Origin of the sequence: Pseudomonas sp. NPDC087639 (assembly GCF_044743385.1) — a bacterium.
Taxonomy (GTDB): Bacteria; Pseudomonadota; Gammaproteobacteria; order Pseudomonadales; family Pseudomonadaceae; genus Aquipseudomonas.
This window is the reverse complement of the sequence record NZ_JBIUWI010000003.1, coordinates 146492-162146: the sequence shown is the minus strand read 5'-3', so window position 1 is coordinate 162146 and position 15655 is coordinate 146492. Positions and strand designations below refer to the sequence as shown.

The 15655-nt window shown below is 59.9% G+C and carries 15 protein-coding genes; 10 read left to right on the top strand and 5 right to left on the bottom strand.

The window, feature by feature from the left end; translation table 11 throughout:
- Nucleotides 1–582 (bottom strand): phosphoenolpyruvate carboxykinase (ATP) (locus ACIOVB_RS03520; RefSeq protein ID WP_401264843.1); only part of this gene is annotated, 582 nt, incomplete at its 3' end.
- A gap of 181 nt (nucleotides 583–763) precedes the next feature.
- Nucleotides 764–1666, bottom strand: a complete 903-nt coding sequence (gene hslO, locus ACIOVB_RS03515; RefSeq protein WP_401264841.1) for an Hsp33 family molecular chaperone HslO — start codon at nucleotides 1664–1666, stop codon at nucleotides 764–766.
- A 105-nt stretch (nucleotides 1667–1771) separates the two neighbouring features.
- On the opposite strand from hslO, the gene ACIOVB_RS03510 reads away from it, so the two are divergent.
- Entirely contained in the window at nucleotides 1772–2572 is an 801-nt protein-coding gene (locus ACIOVB_RS03510; RefSeq protein ID WP_187679406.1) for a phosphatase PAP2 family protein, read from the top strand.
- A 113-nt stretch (nucleotides 2573–2685) separates the two neighbouring features.
- Here ACIOVB_RS03510 and ACIOVB_RS03505 read toward each other — a convergent pair whose 3' ends face one another.
- On the bottom strand, nucleotides 2686–3093 hold the full coding sequence (locus tag ACIOVB_RS03505) for an RNA-binding S4 domain-containing protein (RefSeq protein ID WP_187679405.1): 408 nt from the start codon (nucleotides 3091–3093) through the stop codon (nucleotides 2686–2688).
- A gap of 234 nt (nucleotides 3094–3327) precedes the next feature.
- Between ACIOVB_RS03505 and ACIOVB_RS03500 the strand changes: the two genes are divergently transcribed.
- Together ACIOVB_RS03500 and rimK are read left to right on the top strand one after the other, a co-directional pair.
- Nucleotides 3328–3789: an ATP-dependent zinc protease gene (locus tag ACIOVB_RS03500; protein WP_175555634.1), complete on the top strand. Its 462-nt coding sequence runs from the start codon at nucleotides 3328–3330 to the stop codon at nucleotides 3787–3789.
- Nucleotides 3786–4691 carry a 30S ribosomal protein S6--L-glutamate ligase gene (gene rimK, locus ACIOVB_RS03495; protein WP_007949201.1) on the top strand — a complete coding sequence of 302 codons (906 nt, stop codon included), beginning with the start codon at nucleotides 3786–3788 and terminating at the stop codon, nucleotides 4689–4691. The genes ACIOVB_RS03500 and rimK overlap by 4 nt, the downstream gene beginning before the upstream one ends.
- A gap of 85 nt (nucleotides 4692–4776) precedes the next feature.
- On the opposite strand, the gene ACIOVB_RS03490 is transcribed toward rimK, so the two are convergent.
- Nucleotides 4777–6090, bottom strand: coding sequence for an ATP-binding protein (locus ACIOVB_RS03490; protein WP_187679404.1), 1314 nt, complete (start codon nucleotides 6088–6090; stop codon nucleotides 4777–4779).
- 115 nt (nucleotides 6091–6205) lie between these two features.
- Nucleotides 6206–6946 carry a two-component system response regulator OmpR gene (ompR, locus tag ACIOVB_RS03485; RefSeq protein ID WP_016986271.1) on the bottom strand — a complete coding sequence of 247 codons (741 nt, stop codon included), beginning with the start codon at nucleotides 6944–6946 and terminating at the stop codon, nucleotides 6206–6208.
- Between the two features lie 358 nt (nucleotides 6947–7304).
- Between ompR and ACIOVB_RS03480 the strand changes: the two genes are divergently transcribed.
- From ACIOVB_RS03480 to tauD, 7 genes are all read left to right on the top strand, one after another.
- Nucleotides 7305–9629 carry a Tex family protein gene (locus ACIOVB_RS03480; protein WP_401264837.1) on the top strand — a complete coding sequence of 775 codons (2325 nt, stop codon included), beginning with the start codon at nucleotides 7305–7307 and terminating at the stop codon, nucleotides 9627–9629.
- A complete protein-coding gene (locus ACIOVB_RS03475; RefSeq protein ID WP_187679402.1) occupies nucleotides 9629–10012 on the top strand; it encodes a PaaI family thioesterase in 384 nt (127 codons plus the stop codon). The genes ACIOVB_RS03480 and ACIOVB_RS03475 overlap by 1 nt, the downstream gene beginning before the upstream one ends.
- Nucleotides 10013–10281: 269 nt before the next feature.
- The gene (gene gshA / locus ACIOVB_RS03470) at nucleotides 10282–11865 is read left to right on the top strand and encodes a glutamate--cysteine ligase (RefSeq protein ID WP_401264835.1); all 1584 of its coding nucleotides are present in this window, start codon (nucleotides 10282–10284) and stop codon (nucleotides 11863–11865) included.
- A gap of 168 nt (nucleotides 11866–12033) precedes the next feature.
- Nucleotides 12034–13011, top strand: coding sequence for a taurine ABC transporter substrate-binding protein (tauA, locus tag ACIOVB_RS03465; protein WP_401264833.1), 978 nt, complete (start codon nucleotides 12034–12036; stop codon nucleotides 13009–13011).
- Nucleotides 13012–13027: 16 nt separating this feature from the next.
- The gene (gene tauB, locus ACIOVB_RS03460) at nucleotides 13028–13822 is read left to right on the top strand and encodes a taurine ABC transporter ATP-binding subunit (RefSeq protein ID WP_187679399.1); all 795 of its coding nucleotides are present in this window, start codon (nucleotides 13028–13030) and stop codon (nucleotides 13820–13822) included.
- Nucleotides 13819–14652 carry a taurine ABC transporter permease TauC gene (gene tauC, locus ACIOVB_RS03455; RefSeq protein WP_187679398.1) on the top strand — a complete coding sequence of 278 codons (834 nt, stop codon included), beginning with the start codon at nucleotides 13819–13821 and terminating at the stop codon, nucleotides 14650–14652. The genes tauB and tauC overlap by 4 nt, the downstream gene beginning before the upstream one ends.
- Before the next feature lie 143 nt (nucleotides 14653–14795).
- Nucleotides 14796–15638 carry a taurine dioxygenase gene (tauD, locus tag ACIOVB_RS03450; protein WP_401264829.1) on the top strand — a complete coding sequence of 281 codons (843 nt, stop codon included), beginning with the start codon at nucleotides 14796–14798 and terminating at the stop codon, nucleotides 15636–15638.
- Nucleotides 15639–15655 lie beyond the last annotated feature (17 nt).

Sequence of the window (15655 nt, the reverse complement as noted above, 5' to 3'; positions counted from 1 at the left end):
CAGGAAGTTCTGCACGGAGAACATGGCTTTCTTCATTTCACCGGCGTAACGCATGCCGGCGATCAGCACTTTCTTCTGGGCGAAGTTGAGGATCACGCAACCGTCGGAGTTGGTGCCGTCACGCTCAGGCACGCATTCGAAGTTGGCCACGTTGAGCACTTGCCATTCTTCACGGCCAGCCGGGTTGTACTGGGCCGGGTTGATGAACAGGCAACGACCGAACAGGTTCTGCCAGGCAGTCTGAGTGGTCATTTTCACGGCCAGGTAGTGATCTTCGGCCGCACCTACATGAACGTGGGAAACAAAGTGCTCTTGCGCGTTGTTGAACGCCTCGACACGAGCCCACAGCGCATCGAACTTGTCGGCCGGGAACTTGCGGTTGATCGGGCCCCAGGCGATAGCGGCCTGGGTGGAAGGCTCTTCAACGATGAAACGGTCGACTGGCGAACGGCCGGTACGATGACCGGTGCGGACTACCAGAGCGCCGGTATCGGCAAGCTCGCCCTCACCGCGATTCAGGGCTTCTTTTACCAGATCATCAACTCTAAGATGGGTGTTCACGGCGTTTTTGGAGTGCGTCATGAGGTTCCCCGTCGGCCAGTGGCCGAGTGTGCTCCAAACGTTTTGTAGTATAAAGTCGTGCACTACTACCGCGAAAAAAGTGGGCCGGATTATGCCAGAAAAGCCCAAAAAGAGTAGGGTCCTCCCGTCGTAACGGCGTAATTACGTCGTTGAGCAGTGAATTTACCTGCGCTGAACCGTTTTAGTGCCGGGTATCTGACGGGGTGTCGACGCCTGCGCCAGCGAACAATTGAGCGATATCGGCGGCATCAAACTCGTAACGTTCGTTGCAGAACTGGCAATCGATCTCGACTTTGCCACCCTGCTCAGCCACCAGCGCCTGCGCATCTTCCAGACCCAGACTGACCAGCGCAGTGCCCGAGCGTTCCCGCGAGCAGCTGCAGTGGAAGCGCAAGTTCTGCACATCAAACAGGCGCACTTGCTCTTCATGGTAGAGACGGTGCAGCACGGTTTCGTTGTCCAGGCTCAACAATTCATCGGCGCTCAGGGTGCTGGCCAGCGCGGTGATGTGCTGCCAGCTGGCGGCGCGATCTTCTTCGTCCTTCAGACGATCGGCTGGCAGTTGTTGCAGCAGCAGACCACGGGCACGACGACCGTCGGCAAACAGCTTGAAGCGGGTGGCAACCTGTTGCGACATGACGAAATAGTTGGTGAAACAGTCGGACAGGGTTTCGCCGTCGAGGTCGACGATGCCCTGATAGCGCTGGCCGACAGTCGGGTCGACGGTCAGGGCCAGGACGCCGTTGGGCATCAAGTCGCTGAGGGTCGCATCTGCCGCGATCTGATCGGCGTGGTAACGCGCCAGGCCACGGATCTCACGCTCGCTGGAGCACTCGATCATCAACATCGGGATCGGGCCTTCGGAACGCGCCTGCAAAATCAGCAAGCCGTCGAACTTCAGGGTGCCTACCAGCAAAGAAGCGGCCGCCATCAATTCGCCCAGCAGTTGCGCAACCGGTTCCGGGTACGGGTGTTTGGCAAGAACTTCGGCGTAGCTGCGCTCAAGCGCAACCAGTTCGCCGCGGGTGTCGCTGTCATCGAAGATGAAGCGTTGGGTGAAATCGGTATCCGTCAGGTCGGTCATAGGTCTGGGTATCTGAAATTGATGACAAAATGGTTACAAAACGTGAAAATTTGCGTTTCTTGGCACCCTTTTTGGTGCCGACTGCTTAGCCATGGGAGGCATTTTATGAACAATCCGGGTTTGTTCCAATCAAGGTGGAACCTCGGCCGGCTGGTTCTGTGCAACGTAGTGCCATTAGCGCTACTGGCTTTCTGGTTATGGCCTACGGGCAACTCGCTGTGTGTGATTTTCGACGAGTGGCTGTTCCGCTCGCTCAATGCACCGCTGGCCAGCAACACGATATGGCTCCACATCTGGGCAATTGCAAGTCTGCGCCCGTTCGACATTGTGGTCGGGCTGATTCTGCTGATGCTGCTGATCAAGGGCGACTGGGTGTTCAAGGCGATTGATGTACGTCGGGCATTTTTCGGTTTTTTCTCGATCCTGCTGTTGATGGTGGTGATCCGCGCACTGTTTTCCAAATTCGCCGACCACATGGACTGGCAGCACAGCAGCCCGTCGATGGTGCTTGAAGGCGCCGTTCACCTGAGCGACTACTTTCCACATCTGGAGAAGACCTGGGAGCTGAAGGATCGCTCGAGCCAGAGCTTCCCAGGTGATCACGCTTCGGTGTTGCTGATCTGGGCACTGTTCATGGGCGTGTTCAGCCGCACGGCTGGCCAGTTCCTGACGATCTGGGGTCTGACCTTGCTGTTCATGCTGCCGCGACTGGTGGCCGGTGCACATTGGGGTCAGGACGATTACATCGGCGGTGTGTTGCTGGCGGTGTGGGCGTTGGGCTGGGGTTATTACACGCCGTTTGCGTATCACGCGGCGAATTTCTGGCTGAAGGTGACGGCGCCGATTTTCAATCTGCTCGGCAAACTGCCGGTTGTTTCGCGGATGAGTGTGATGCGTAGCGCCTGATATCGAATTGTTCATGGCGGGTGCTGCGCACTCGATTCGCGAGCAAGCTCGCTCCCACATTGGAATGCAATCTTCTGTGGGAGCGAACCTGCTCGCGAAGAGGCAGTAACGCCCTACTCGCTGCTGCTGTTACCCCGAAACTTAAACAGATCCCGCCGCTGTTTCTTGCTCGGCTTGCCGTCGGTGCTCACGCCCAACGCACCCGCCTTGCGCATCGCCGCAGCCGCTTCGCGCTTTTCAACACTCACCTCGGTTTCTGCATATAGTGTCTGTGCCTCAGGCGCGCCACGACGCACGATCGACAAGGCTTCGACCCTCACCGTGCGCACTTCGAAGCCGGTGCGGATCTCGAATTCATCGCCGATGCGTGGCTCTTTGCCAGGCTTGCAGCGCTCGCCTCGACAATGCACCTTGCCACTCTCGATCGCTGCTTTGGCCAAGGCACGTGTTTTATAAAAACGCGCTGCCCATAGCCACTTATCGAGACGGACCTTGTCGTCCTCTTCGCTTTTTTGTGCCATGGAATGTCCTCATTCTGAAATATTGGTGAACTGTACTACCGTTTCTGTCGTGCCATGAATTGCAGCATCCCGGATTACAATGCATGCATTCCGGCGCCTGCTTCAGGGGCTGGTATTCCGGGCTGTAGAAATCTGTCGCCTTTTAACCCTTATTCTGCGTGAATACCGCGAATCCGGCCCCTGCGGGCTGATCGGTTGTCACGGTTGAGCATTTTTTTGAAGACATTTGACCATTTGACCGTTGTCGGTCTGCGCGAGTGGGTGGCGCTCCCGGATTTGGGAGTCGCGGGCCTGCGAGCAAAAATCGACACCGGTGCCAGTACCTCCAGCCTGCATGCCACCGACATCGAGCCGTTCGAACGCGACGGCGAGAAGTGGGTGCGTTTCACCGCGCACCTGGGCACGGTGGTGCAGTTGCGTCACCGGCGCTGTGAAGCGCCACTGGTGACGCGCAAAACCATTAAAAGCTCCAATGGCCATGCCCAGGAACGCTATGTGATCAGCACGACGCTGGCTCTGGGTGATCGGGTCTGGCCGATCGAGTTCACCCTCGCCTGCCGCAAGTCCATGCGCTATCGCCTGTTGCTCGGTTCCAAAGCCTTGATCGACGGCCACCTGGTGGTCAATCCGGGCATCAAATATGTACAAGACAAGCCGGTGTTCCCGGTATCTACCTCCTCAACAGGTGTTGCATGAAGATCGCTGTGCTGTCGCGGAACCCGCGTCTGTATTCCACCCGTCGTCTGGTCGAAGCCGGCACCGAGCGCGGGCATGAAATGGTCGTGATCGACACCTTGCGCGCCTACATGAACATCGCCAGCCACAAGCCGCAGATCCACTATCGCGGCAAACCGCTGGAAGGCTTCGATGCGGTGATCCCGCGGATCGGTGCGTCGGTGACGTTCTATGGCTGCGCAGTGCTGCGTCAGTTCGAAATGATGGGGGTGTTTCCGCTGAATGAATCGGTGGCCATCGCCCGTTCGCGGGACAAATTGCGTTCTCTGCAATTGCTCTCACGTCGTGGCATCGGTTTGCCGGTGACAGGTTTTGCCCACTCACCGGATGACATTCCCGACCTGATCGACATGGTCAATGGCGCGCCATTGGTGATCAAAGTGCTGGAAGGCACTCAGGGTATTGGTGTGGTGCTGTGTGAAACCGCGACCGCCGCCGAGTCGGTGATCGAAGCGTTCATGGGCCTGAAGCAGAACATCATGGTTCAGGAATACATCAAGGAGGCGGGTGGTGCGGATATCCGCTGCTTCGTGGTTGGCGACAAGGTGATCGCGGCGATGAAGCGTCAGGCCAAACCGGGTGAATTCCGCTCCAACCTGCACCGCGGCGGCAGCGCCAGTCTGATCAAGATCACACCGGAAGAGCGCATGACCGCTTTACGTGCGGCCAAGGTCATGGGCCTGGCGGTAGCGGGTGTGGATATCCTGCGCTCCAATCACGGGCCGCTGGTGATGGAAGTGAACTCATCGCCGGGGCTGGAGGGGATCGAGACCACCACCGGGAAGAATGTGGCAGGGATCATCATTGAGCATCTTGAGAAGAATGGCGGGCCGAACATGACTCGGACCAAAGGCAAAGGTTAAAAGCAAAAGATCGCAGCCTCCGGCAGCTCCTACAGGGTATGCATTCCCATGTGGAGCTGCCGGAAGCTGCGATCTTTTTCAGCGTTTAAACGGCATCCCGCGGCAACATCAACCCCAATGGCAAACGCACTCGCGCTTCCAATCCGCCCCCGGACCGGTTGCGCAACTCGACATTGCCGCCATGCATCGAAGCAATGCGCTTCACAATCGCCAGACCCAACCCCGTGCCCTTGCCGCCCCGCGCACGATCGCCTCGGGTAAACGGGTTGAAAATCGCCTCAAGCTCCGACGGATCAATCCCCGCCCCACGGTCCATCACACTCAGCACCACATACGGCGCGCTGGTGTCACCAGACACATAAGCCGCGACTTCGACGCCGCTGCCTGCATGATTCAAGGCGTTGCCGATCAAGTTGTTCAGCAAGCGCTTCATCGAAACCCGACGCAACGGAAACGGCTGGATCGGCTCCAGACGCAGGCGAACCTTTTCTTCGCTCTGGTTGTACGGTGCCGCCACCTCACGCACCAGATCGCTGAGGTCCACCTCTTCCACCGACTCGTCGCGACCATCGCGAATAAACGCGAGGAACTGGTCGAGAATCGCATCCATGTCTTCGATGTCGCGCACCATGTCGTCTGTCAGGTCGTTGCGATCGCCCATCAACTCCAGCGACAGCCGCAATCGAGTCAACGGCGTGCGCAAGTCATGGGAAACCCCGGCCAGCATCAGCTCGCGCTCACGCCCGGCCTGTTCGACGTCTTCGGCCATCTGGTTGAAGGCGCGATATACCTCGGTCATTTCGCTAGGCGTGTCACTGATCGGCAGACGCACACTGCGGCCCTGGCCGAGTTGCCGGGCTGCATAGACCAGTCGTTTCAAGGGTTGGTTGAGCTGGCTGACGAAAATCCACGCCGACGCCGTCGACAGCAAACCAATCGCCAGGAACCAGCCAAGCACGTTCCAGATTTTCTGGCCGCGCAGTGGATGCGGGTACAGCGGAACTTTCAACCAGCCATCACCCAGGCTCGGCGCACGAACCCACAGGGCTGGCGGCGAGTGCATGCGCAATCGCACTTCCGTATCCGCGCCCAGCTCTGCCTGCATTTGCCGCTGGTAGATCTCGCTGTACGGCCAGTGCTGTTCGCCTTCCGGCACACCGGCACCCACCACCCGGATCAGGGTTGAGGCATCAGCGATCTTCGCGCGATTTTCTTCGTCAGCAGCCCAATAGGCGCGCAGCGTCAGAGCGACGCCGTGGCTGTATTGGCGATCCACCAGCACGTCCTCGTTCATCAACAGATAAACCAGGGTCAGCGCCTTGGAAAACAGCACGACGATAAGCACCAGCCAGAGGGTGCGGGAGAAAAAACTTTGGGGAAACCAGACGGGGGTCTTCATCAATAACCGCTACACACTTGCAGGAGCGAGCAATGCTCGCATATTGCGGATTGCGAGTCTGCGGGGATGGCCATTATGGCCAAGTCCCGACAGACCCGCTCCTACAAATCACCGATCACTTGGTGGCGGCGCCATCCGGTACGAACACGTAGCCCACGCCCCAGACAGTCTGGATATAGCGCGGTTTGGACGGATCAGGCTCGATCATCCGGCGCAGACGGGAAATCTGCACGTCGATGGAACGCTCCAGCGCATCCCACTCACGACCACGGGCCAGGTTCATCAGCTTGTCGCGGGTCAGTGGCTGACGCGCGTTCATGACCAAGGCCTTGAGCACCGCAAACTCACCGGTGGTGAGCATGTGTACTTCGTCGCCGCGTTTCAGTTCGCGGGTAGCCAGCGACAACACGTAATCACCGAAGGTGACGTTTTCGTCTTCGCTGCCCGGCGCGCCCGGTACCGGGGCGGCCTGACGACGCAGAACAGCCTTGACCCGGGCCATCAGCTCGTCCGGGTTGAACGGCTTGGCCAGATAATCGTCGGCGCCCAGTTCCAGGCCCTTGATGCGGCTCATCTCATCGCCTTTGGCGGTGAGCATGATGATCGGAATCTGGTTATTCGCTGCTCGCAGACGACGGCATGCGGTCAAGCCATCTTCGCCGGGCAGCATCAGATCGAGGACGACCAGATTGAAGACTTCACGCGACAGCAGACGATCCATCTGCTCGGTGTTCGGTACGGTACGGGCACGATAGCCCTTGCTGACGAAAAAACGTTCCAGCAGGCTGCTCAGCCCCGGATCGTCGTCAACGATGAGAATTTTTTCGCCTTCAGCAGTTTGTGCAGTGCTGCTCATTGGATGCTCCTTTTAGCTCGGCGCGCATTATGGCGTAGCTGCCGTTATACGCACCGTGTGCATTGTTAGCAGATTTTTCCTTCACTGCCACAAAACCGGGGTTTATGCCTACAGACTGCAACGCCCCCGAATGACAGAACGCTGGTTATAATGCGCGGCGTTTTGTGCCAGGCAACGTCTGAATCGTTACCGCAAGTGGCCGGTATTTTTTCCGGGCCAGCGCAGTAATTGTTCGATTTCACGGGTCAATGGGCTGCCTTTTGACCCAGGCAGCGGCCATCTTCATGCCGCTCAACCAGACTCCGGGCCTTTATTTCCGTGCCTGCGAGCCTGCTTTCACAATATGTCAGGTGGTTTTATGGACAGCATCAACAGCCGCATCGCCGAGGAACTCGGCGTACGCCCACAACAGGTCGAAGCGGCCGTCGCGCTACTCGATGAAGGCTCTACCGTTCCCTTCATCGCCCGCTACCGGAAAGAAGTCACCGGCAGCCTCGATGACACCCAGTTGCGTCATCTGGAAGAGCGCCTGCGCTACCTGCGAGAACTCGACGAACGGCGCATCAGCATCCTCGCCAGCATCGAAGAGCAAGGCAAACTCACCCCTGCTCTTGAGCGCGACATCAAGCTCGCCGACACCAAGACCCGCCTCGAAGACTTGTACCTGCCGTACAAGCAGAAGCGCCGCACCAAGGGCCAGATCGCCCTGGAAGCCGGCCTCGGCGACTTGGCCGACGGCCTGTTCAACGACCCGAACCTGGCCCCGGAAAGCGAAGCCGCACGCTTTGTCGACGCCGAAAAAGGTGTGGCCGATGTGAAGGCTGCGCTGGAGGGCGCCAAATACATCCTGATGGAACGCTTCGCCGAAGACGCCAGCCTGCTGGAAAAACTGCGTAACTATCTCAAGCAGGAAGCGACCCTCAGTGCCCGCGTGATTGCCGGCAAGGAAGAGGAAGGCTCGAAGTTCCGCGACTACTTCGAACACGACGAGCCACTGAAAAGCATGCCATCGCACCGCGCACTGGCGATTTTCCGTGGCCGCAACGAAGGCATCCTCAGCTCCGCGCTGAAAGTCGGCGACGAACTGCCGGGCACCATGCACCCGTGCGAAGGCATGATCGGCCAGCAATTCGGTATCCAGAACCAGAACCGTCCGGCCGACAAATGGCTGGGTGAAGTGGTGCGCTGGACCTGGAAGGTCAAGCTCTACACCCACCTGGAAACCGACCTGCTGGGCGAGTTGCGCGACGGCGCCGAAACCGAGGCAATCAACGTGTTCGCCCACAACCTGCACGACCTGCTGCTGGCCGCGCCGGCCGGCCCGCGCGCAACGCTGGGTCTCGACCCGGGCCTGCGCACCGGTTGCAAGGTGGCGGTGGTCGATTCGACCGGCAAACTGCTGGATCACGCCACGGTTTACCCGCACGTGCCGCACAACAAATGGGATCAGACCATCGCCATTCTGGCGGCCCTGTGCGCCAAGCACTCGGTTGACCTGATCGCCATCGGCAACGGCACCGCCAGCCGCGAAACCGACAAACTGGCGATCGAGCTGATCAAAAAATATCCAGCCATGAAGATGACCAAGGTCATGGTCTCCGAGGCCGGCGCATCGGTGTACTCGGCGTCGGAACTGGCAGCCAAGGAATTCCCGGATCTGGACGTGTCGATCCGTGGCGCGGTGTCGATTGCCCGTCGCTTGCAGGATCCACTGGCCGAGCTGGTGAAGATCGACCCGAAATCCATCGGTGTCGGCCAGTACCAGCACGACGTGTCCCAACTGAAACTGGCACGTGGTCTGGACGCTGTGGTCGAGGACTGCGTAAACGCCGTCGGCGTCGACGTGAACACAGCCTCCGTGGCCCTGCTGGCACGGATCTCCGGTCTCAACGCAACACTGGCGCAGAACATCGTGGCGCACCGCGACGAGCACGGCGCGTTCAAAACCCGCGCAGCGCTGAAGAAAGTCGCGCGTCTGGGCGAAAAAACCTTCGAACAGGCCGCCGGTTTCTTGCGCGTGATGAACGGCGACAACCCGCTGGATTCCTCGGCGGTTCACCCGGAAGCCTATCCACTGGTGCAGCGCATTGCCGCTGAAACCGACCGTGACATTCGATCGCTGATCGGCGATGCCGGTTTCCTAAAGCGCCTGGACCCAAAGAAGTTCACCGACGAGACCTTCGGTCTGCCGACCGTGACCGACATCCTCCAGGAGCTGGAAAAACCGGGCCGCGACCCGCGTCCGGAATTCAAGACGGCCGAGTTCCAGGAAGGCGTCGAAGACCTCAAAGACCTGCAACTGGGAATGATCCTCGAGGGCGTCGTGACCAACGTGACCGCGTTCGGCGCATTCGTCGACATCGGCGTGCATCAGGATGGTCTGGTGCACATCTCGGCGCTGTCGGAGAAGTTCATCAAAGATCCGCGCGAAGCGGTGAAGGCCGGTGACGTGGTAAAAGTGAAGGTCATGGAAGTCGACATCCCGCGCAAACGCGTCGGCCTGTCGATGCGCATGGGCGACACCCCGGGCGAGAAGATCGATGGCGCCCGTGGCTCGCGTCCGGGCTCGGCACAACGCCAGCCTTCGAACAACGCGCCACGCAAGGAAACCGCCACCGCCGCGCCAGTGAACAACGCGATGGCGTCGCTGTTCGCCAACGCCAAGCAGTTGAAGAAACGCTGATGGAGATTCCGGCCGGGCTCGTCGAGAGCGCGTTTTTCAAGCTGTTGGGCTGCCGCCTGCACAGCCTGGAAACCGGGGTGGCGCAAGTCGCCCTGGGGCTGGAACCCGAATTGCGCAACCGCGGCGGCAAATTGCATGGCGGAGCGCTGTTCAGTCTGGTCGATATCGCCATGGGGCTGGCCTGTTCCAGCACCCACGGTTTCGATCAGCAGAGCGCGACCATCGAGTGCAAGATCAACTACATCCGCGCCGTTTCCGACGGTGAGGTGCTGTGTACGGCGCGGGTGATCCACCCGGGCCGCCGCACGTTGGTGGTCGAAGCCGATGTGATGCAGGGCGACAAACTGGTCGCAAAAGCGCAAGGCACGTTCGCTGTCCTGTAGCTTGTGGCCATCAATTTGAGTTAATTTCGGCGCAACGAATCCTGTGGGAGCGAGCCTGCTCGCGAAGTGGGTGTATCAGCACTTAAGATGTTGGCTGACACACCGCCTTCGCGAGCAGGCTCGCTCCCACAGGGATTGTGCAGTTCCTGACTGACCGGCAAATGGCCTGCCGCTACAAAACCAGGCGAAAACGCCAGTTTCAACTTCACCCTTGTAGACCGTCCTGCCCACCCCCATATTGGGGCGACTGACGCGTGAAGGAATCCAAATTGAGCGAACTTCTCAACCGCCGCCTGGCTCTGCTCGGTGAGCGCGCCAACCTCTCTCTGCTCGAACAGTGCCTCCACGGTATCGAACGTGAATGCCTGCGCGTGACCAGCGAAGGTCGACTGGCGCAAACGCCGCACCCGGAAGCCTTGGGTTCCGCGCTGACCAACGAACAAATCACCACCGACTATTCCGAGTCGCTGCTGGAATTCATCACGCCTGCCCTGCCCGACCCGGCGGACACGCTGGCGAGCCTGGACAAGATTCATCGTTTTGCCTACAGCAAACTCGGCAGCGAGTACCTGTGGAGCCCATCGATGCCGTGCCCGTTGCCGGCCGAGGAAGACATCCCGATCGCCTACTACGGCACGTCCAACATCGGTCAGCTCAAGTACGTCTACCGCAAAGGCCTGGCACTGCGTTACGGCAAGACCATGCAGTGCATCGCCGGGATTCACTACAACTTCTCCCTGCCGGAAAAGCTTTGGCCGCTGCTGAAAGAAGCCGAGGGTTTCGTCGGCACCGACCGGGATTTCCAGTCGTCGTCCTATATCGCGCTGATCCGCAATTTCCGTCGCTACAGCTGGCTGCTGATGTACCTGTTTGGTGCTTCGCCGGCGCTGGATGCCGGTTTCCTGCGCGGTCGTTCGCATCAACTGGAACAACTGGACCCGGACACCCTGTATCTGCCCTACGCCACCAGCCTGCGCATGAGCGACCTCGGTTACCAGAGCAACGCCCAGGCCGGCCTGACGCCGTGCTACAACGATCTGGCGAGCTACACCGACAGCTTGCGCAAAGCCGTGGCTACCCCGTACCCGCCGTACGTTGAGGTCGGCACGCATCAGGATGGCGAGTGGGTTCAGTTGAACACCAACATCCTGCAGATCGAAAACGAGTACTACTCCAACATCCGCCCGAAACGCGTGACGTACACCGGCGAGCGGCCGATTCAGGCGCTGGTGGCCCGTGGCATTCAATACGTCGAAGTACGTTGCCTGGACATCAACCCGTTCCTGCCAATGGGCATCGACCTCACCGAGTCGCGCTTCCTGGATGCGTTCCTGCTGTACTGCACGCTGAATGACAGCCCGCTGCTGACTAACACCAGTTGCGGCAACGCGACCGCGAACTTCCTCAGCGTGGTCAAGGAAGGTCGCCGTCCGGGCCTGCAATTGCAGCGCGACGGTCAGCCGGTCGAGCTGAAGGTTTGGGCGGCCGAGCTGTTGGAACAGATTGCGCCGCTGGCGGCGCTGCTGGATCAGAGCCATGGCGGCGATGCGCACAGCAAGGCGCTGGATACGCAGCTGACCAAGGTCAAAGACCCGTCGCTGACACCGTCGGCGCAAGTGCTGGCAGCAATGGCTGAACACAAGGAAAGCTTCGCGCAGTTCTCCCTGCGTCAGAGCCAGGCGCATGCGGAGTTCTTCCGCAGTGAGCCTTTGAAGCCCGAAGAACAGGCGAAATTTGAGGAGGTGGCGCGTTCTTCTCTGGCGGCGCAGGCTGAGCTGGAGCAGAACGAAGTGGGCGATTTTGATGTGTTTGTCGGGTCGTATCAGGCGAGCATTCTCGCAATCAGCAACTAAGCGTCGCCTTGGATCGTTCCCACGCAGAGCGTGGGAACGATCAATATCCGCCGAGCCTTAGATTTTTCCGCTCATAAGCTCATTCTAAAAAGTTATTTATTTTTGGATTCTTAGATCATTTAGTCTCCTATCTCGCCGACGCTCGGTCGCCTGATATGGAGCTCTTCAATGAAACTGAATTTCCCGCTTCGCCTGCTGGCCGTGGCCTCTCTGGCTGCCGCGAGCTTCCTGGCGCAGGCTGCCGACCTCACTGTCGCTTACCAGACCACCGTTGACCCGGCGAAAGTCGCCCAGGCTGACGGCGCTTATGAGAAAGCCACCAAAGCCGACATCAGCTGGCGCAAATTCGACAACGGTGCCGACATCATCGCGGCCATTGCCTCCGGTGACGTGCAGATCGGTTACCTCGGTTCGAGCCCGCTGACGGCGGCGATCACCCGCAAAGTCCCGGTGGAAACGTTCCTCATCGCCACCCAGATCGGCGCCGCCGAAGCGCTGGTTGCCCGCGACGGTTCCGGCATCAAGACCCCGCAAGATCTGATCGGCAAGAAAATCGCCGTGCCATTTGTGTCCACCGGTCACTACAGCCTGCTCGCCGCACTGAAGCACTGGAACATCGATCCGTCGAAAGTCACCGTGCTCAACCTCGCCCCGCCAGCGATCATTGCCGCATGGAAACGCGGTGATATCTACGCCACTTACGTGTGGGACCCAGCTCTGGGCGTAGCCAAGGAAAACGGCAAAGTGCTGATCACTTCCGGTGAACTGGCCAAGTTCGGCGCGCCGACTTTCGATGCGTGGATCGTGCGTAAAGACTTCGCCGAGAAGCACCCGGAAATCGTCACCGCGTTCGCCAAAGTCACCCTCGACGCTTACGCCGATTACCGCAAAGACCCGAAAGCCTGGCTCGCCAATCAATCCAACGTCGACAAGCTGGTGAAGCTCTCCGGCGCCAAGGCCAGCGACATTCCATTGCTGCTGCAAGGCAACGTCTACCCGTTGGCGGCGGATCAGGTCAGCGACCTCGGCGCGCCGACCACCAAAGCCATCACCGACACCGCCGCGTTCCTCAAGGAACAGGGCAAGGTCGAAGCCGTTCTGCCGGACTACGCGCCGTACGTCAGCGCCAAATACATCACCAACTGATCGGGAGTTAACAGCGATGGCCTTGCTACAGCTGGAGCGCATCAGCGCACAGTACCCGGGCAGCCCGGAACCGGTGCTGGCGGATATCTCTCTGACCCTGGGGCCTCAGCAATTGCTGGTGGCCCTCGGCCCGTCCGGCAGTGGCAAGACTTCGCTGTTGAACCTGATTGCCGGTTTCGTCGAACCGAGTGCAGGGCGCATCACCCTCGACGGCGTGCCGGTCAAAGGCCCAAGCGCCGAACGCGGCGTGGTGTTCCAGGACGACGCCCTGTTGCCTTGGCAGGATGTGTTGGCCAACGTGGCTTTCGGTCTTGAACTGGCCGGTGTCGCCAAGCACAAACGCGAACAGCGCGCCCGCGAGATGCTCGCGCTGGTCGATCTCTCAGGTTTCGAGAACCGCCGCGTCTGGCAGCTTTCCGGCGGCCAGAAACAACGCGTCGGCCTCGCCCGCGCCCTCGCTGCCGACCCCCGCGTGTTGCTGATGGACGAACCCTTCGGCGCCCTCGACGCCTTCACCCGCGAACAGATGCAGGAGCTGTTGTTGCAAGTCTGGCAACGTACCGCCAAACCGGTTTTCCTGATTACCCACGACATTGAAGAAGCGGTTTTCCTTGCCACTGATTTGATTCTGCTCGCGCCGAATCCGGGGCAGATCGTCGAGCGACTGCACCTGGATTTCGGCCAGCGTTACGCCGCCGGTGAGTCTGCCCGCGCGATCAAGTCCGACCCGCGTTTTATCGAAACCCGCGAACACGTGCTCAGCAAAGTGTTCTCGCAACGCAGCGCCGTTCAACGGCAGGAGCGCGCATGAGCAGTTACGACGTTTCTGCCCCTGCGGTGAAGAGCTCTTCGGTGGCGATCCCGGTGCGCCGCCGCCTCAGCACGCGCTGGATCAGCCTGTTGACTTTGTTCGCCTTGCTGGTGATCTGGTGGGCGGTGACCGCCACTGGATTGATTGAGCCGCTGTTCCTGCCGCCGCCCTCCGCCGTGCTGCAAAAAGGCTGGTTGCTGGCGACTGCGGGTTATATGGACTCGACCCTGTGGCAGCACTTGGGCGCGAGCCTGAGTCGTATCGGCCTGGGCTTGGGTTTTGCGATTCTCACCGCCGTGCCGGTGGGCATCGCCATCGGCGCTAATCGCATCGCCCGTGGCGTGCTCGATCCGCTGATCGAGTTCTACCGCCCTATCCCACCGCTCGCCTATCTGCCGCTGATCGTGATCTGGTGCGGCATCGGTGAGTTGTCGAAAGTGCTGCTGATCTACCTGGCGATTTTCGCCCCGATTGCGATTGCCACCGCGACCGGCGTACGCACCGTCGACCCGGCGAAATTGCGTGCCGCGCAGTCGCTCGGCGCCACCCGCGCGCAGCTGATTCGTCATGTGATTTTGCCGAGCGCACTGCCGGACATTCTTACCGGTGTGCGCATTGGTCTGGGCGTCGGTTGGTCAACGCTGGTGGCTGCCGAACTGATCGCGGCCACCAGCGGCTTGGGCTTCATGGTGCAATCGGCCGCGCAATTTCTGGTCACCGATGTGGTGGTGCTGGGGATTCTGGTCATCGCCCTGATTGCCTTCGCCATGGAAATGGGCCTGCGCGCCCTGCAACGCAAACTGGTGCCGTGGCACGGCCAGGCGCACTGAATAATTGCTATGTAAAGAACCCTGTGGGAGCGAGCCTGCTCGCGAATGCTGACTTTCTGTCGACATCTTTGCTGCCTGACACTCCGCTTTCGCGAGCAGGCTCGCTCCCACAAAAGCTAAATCCCGAACTCTAGAGAACCACCATGAGCAGCCTGAATATCACCCCGTTAAGCTCGGCCCTCGGCGCACAGATCAGCGGCATCGACATCAGCCAGCCGTTGAGTCTGGAACACCGCGACGACATCGAGCAGGCGCTGCTCAAGTACCAGGTGCTGTTCTTCCGCAATCAGCCGATCGAGCCGTCGCAACAGGCGCGCTTCGCTCATTATTTCGGCGATCTGCACATTCACCCGATCTACCCGAACGTGCCGGAACAGCCAGAAGTGCTGATTCTGGATACCGCCGTTACCGACGTGCGCGACAACGCGATCTGGCACACGGACGTGACCTTCCTGCCGACGCCGGCGATGGGCGCGGTGCTCAGCGCCAAGTTGCTGCCGGAGTTTGGTGGCGACACTTTGTGGGCCAGCGGGATTGCTGCGTATGAGGCGCTTTCGGCGCCGATGAAAACGTTGCTTGAAGGACTGACCGCCACCCACGATTTCACTCGCTCGTTTCCGCTGGAGCGTTACGGCAACACACCTGAAGCGCTGGCACAGTGGGAAGAGGCACGGCGCAAGAATCCGCCGTTGTCGCACCCGGTGATTCGCACGCACCCGGTGAGCGGGCGGCGTTCATTGTTCGTCAACGAAGGCTTTACGTCGAAGATCAATGAGCTGTCGGAGACCGAGAGCGAGGCGATTCTGAAGCTCCTGTTCGCCCATGCGACGCGGCCGGAGTACACCATTCGCTGGCGCTGGCAGAAGGACGATATTGCGTTCTGGGATAACCGCGTGACGCAGCATTACGCGGTGGATGATTACCGCCCGGCGCGGCGGGTGATGCAGCGGGCTACGGTGTTGGGGGATGTGCCGTTTTTTCGCTGAGCCCTAAACAGCAAAAG

Coding starts and splice junctions, on each gene's coding strand:
- hslO (WP_401264841.1), bottom strand. CDS start 1,666: ATGACCGACCTGACGGATACCGATTTCACCCAACGCTTCATCTTCGAT.
- ACIOVB_RS03510 (WP_187679406.1), top strand. CDS start 1,772: ATGAACAATCCGGGTTTGTTCCAATCAAGGTGGAACCTCGGCCGGCTG.
- ACIOVB_RS03505 (WP_187679405.1), bottom strand. CDS start 3,093: ATGGCACAAAAAAGCGAAGAGGACGACAAGGTCCGTCTCGATAAGTGG.
- rimK (WP_007949201.1), top strand. CDS start 3,786: ATGAAGATCGCTGTGCTGTCGCGGAACCCGCGTCTGTATTCCACCCGT.
- ACIOVB_RS03490 (WP_187679404.1), bottom strand. CDS start 6,090: ATGAAGACCCCCGTCTGGTTTCCCCAAAGTTTTTTCTCCCGCACCCTC.
- ompR (WP_016986271.1), bottom strand. CDS start 6,946: ATGAGCAGCACTGCACAAACTGCTGAAGGCGAAAAAATTCTCATCGTT.
- ACIOVB_RS03480 (WP_401264837.1), top strand. CDS start 7,305: ATGGACAGCATCAACAGCCGCATCGCCGAGGAACTCGGCGTACGCCCA.
- ACIOVB_RS03475 (WP_187679402.1), top strand. CDS start 9,629: ATGGAGATTCCGGCCGGGCTCGTCGAGAGCGCGTTTTTCAAGCTGTTG.
- tauA (WP_401264833.1), top strand. CDS start 12,034: ATGAAACTGAATTTCCCGCTTCGCCTGCTGGCCGTGGCCTCTCTGGCT.
- tauB (WP_187679399.1), top strand. CDS start 13,028: ATGGCCTTGCTACAGCTGGAGCGCATCAGCGCACAGTACCCGGGCAGC.
- tauC (WP_187679398.1), top strand. CDS start 13,819: ATGAGCAGTTACGACGTTTCTGCCCCTGCGGTGAAGAGCTCTTCGGTG.
- tauD (WP_401264829.1), top strand. CDS start 14,796: ATGAGCAGCCTGAATATCACCCCGTTAAGCTCGGCCCTCGGCGCACAG.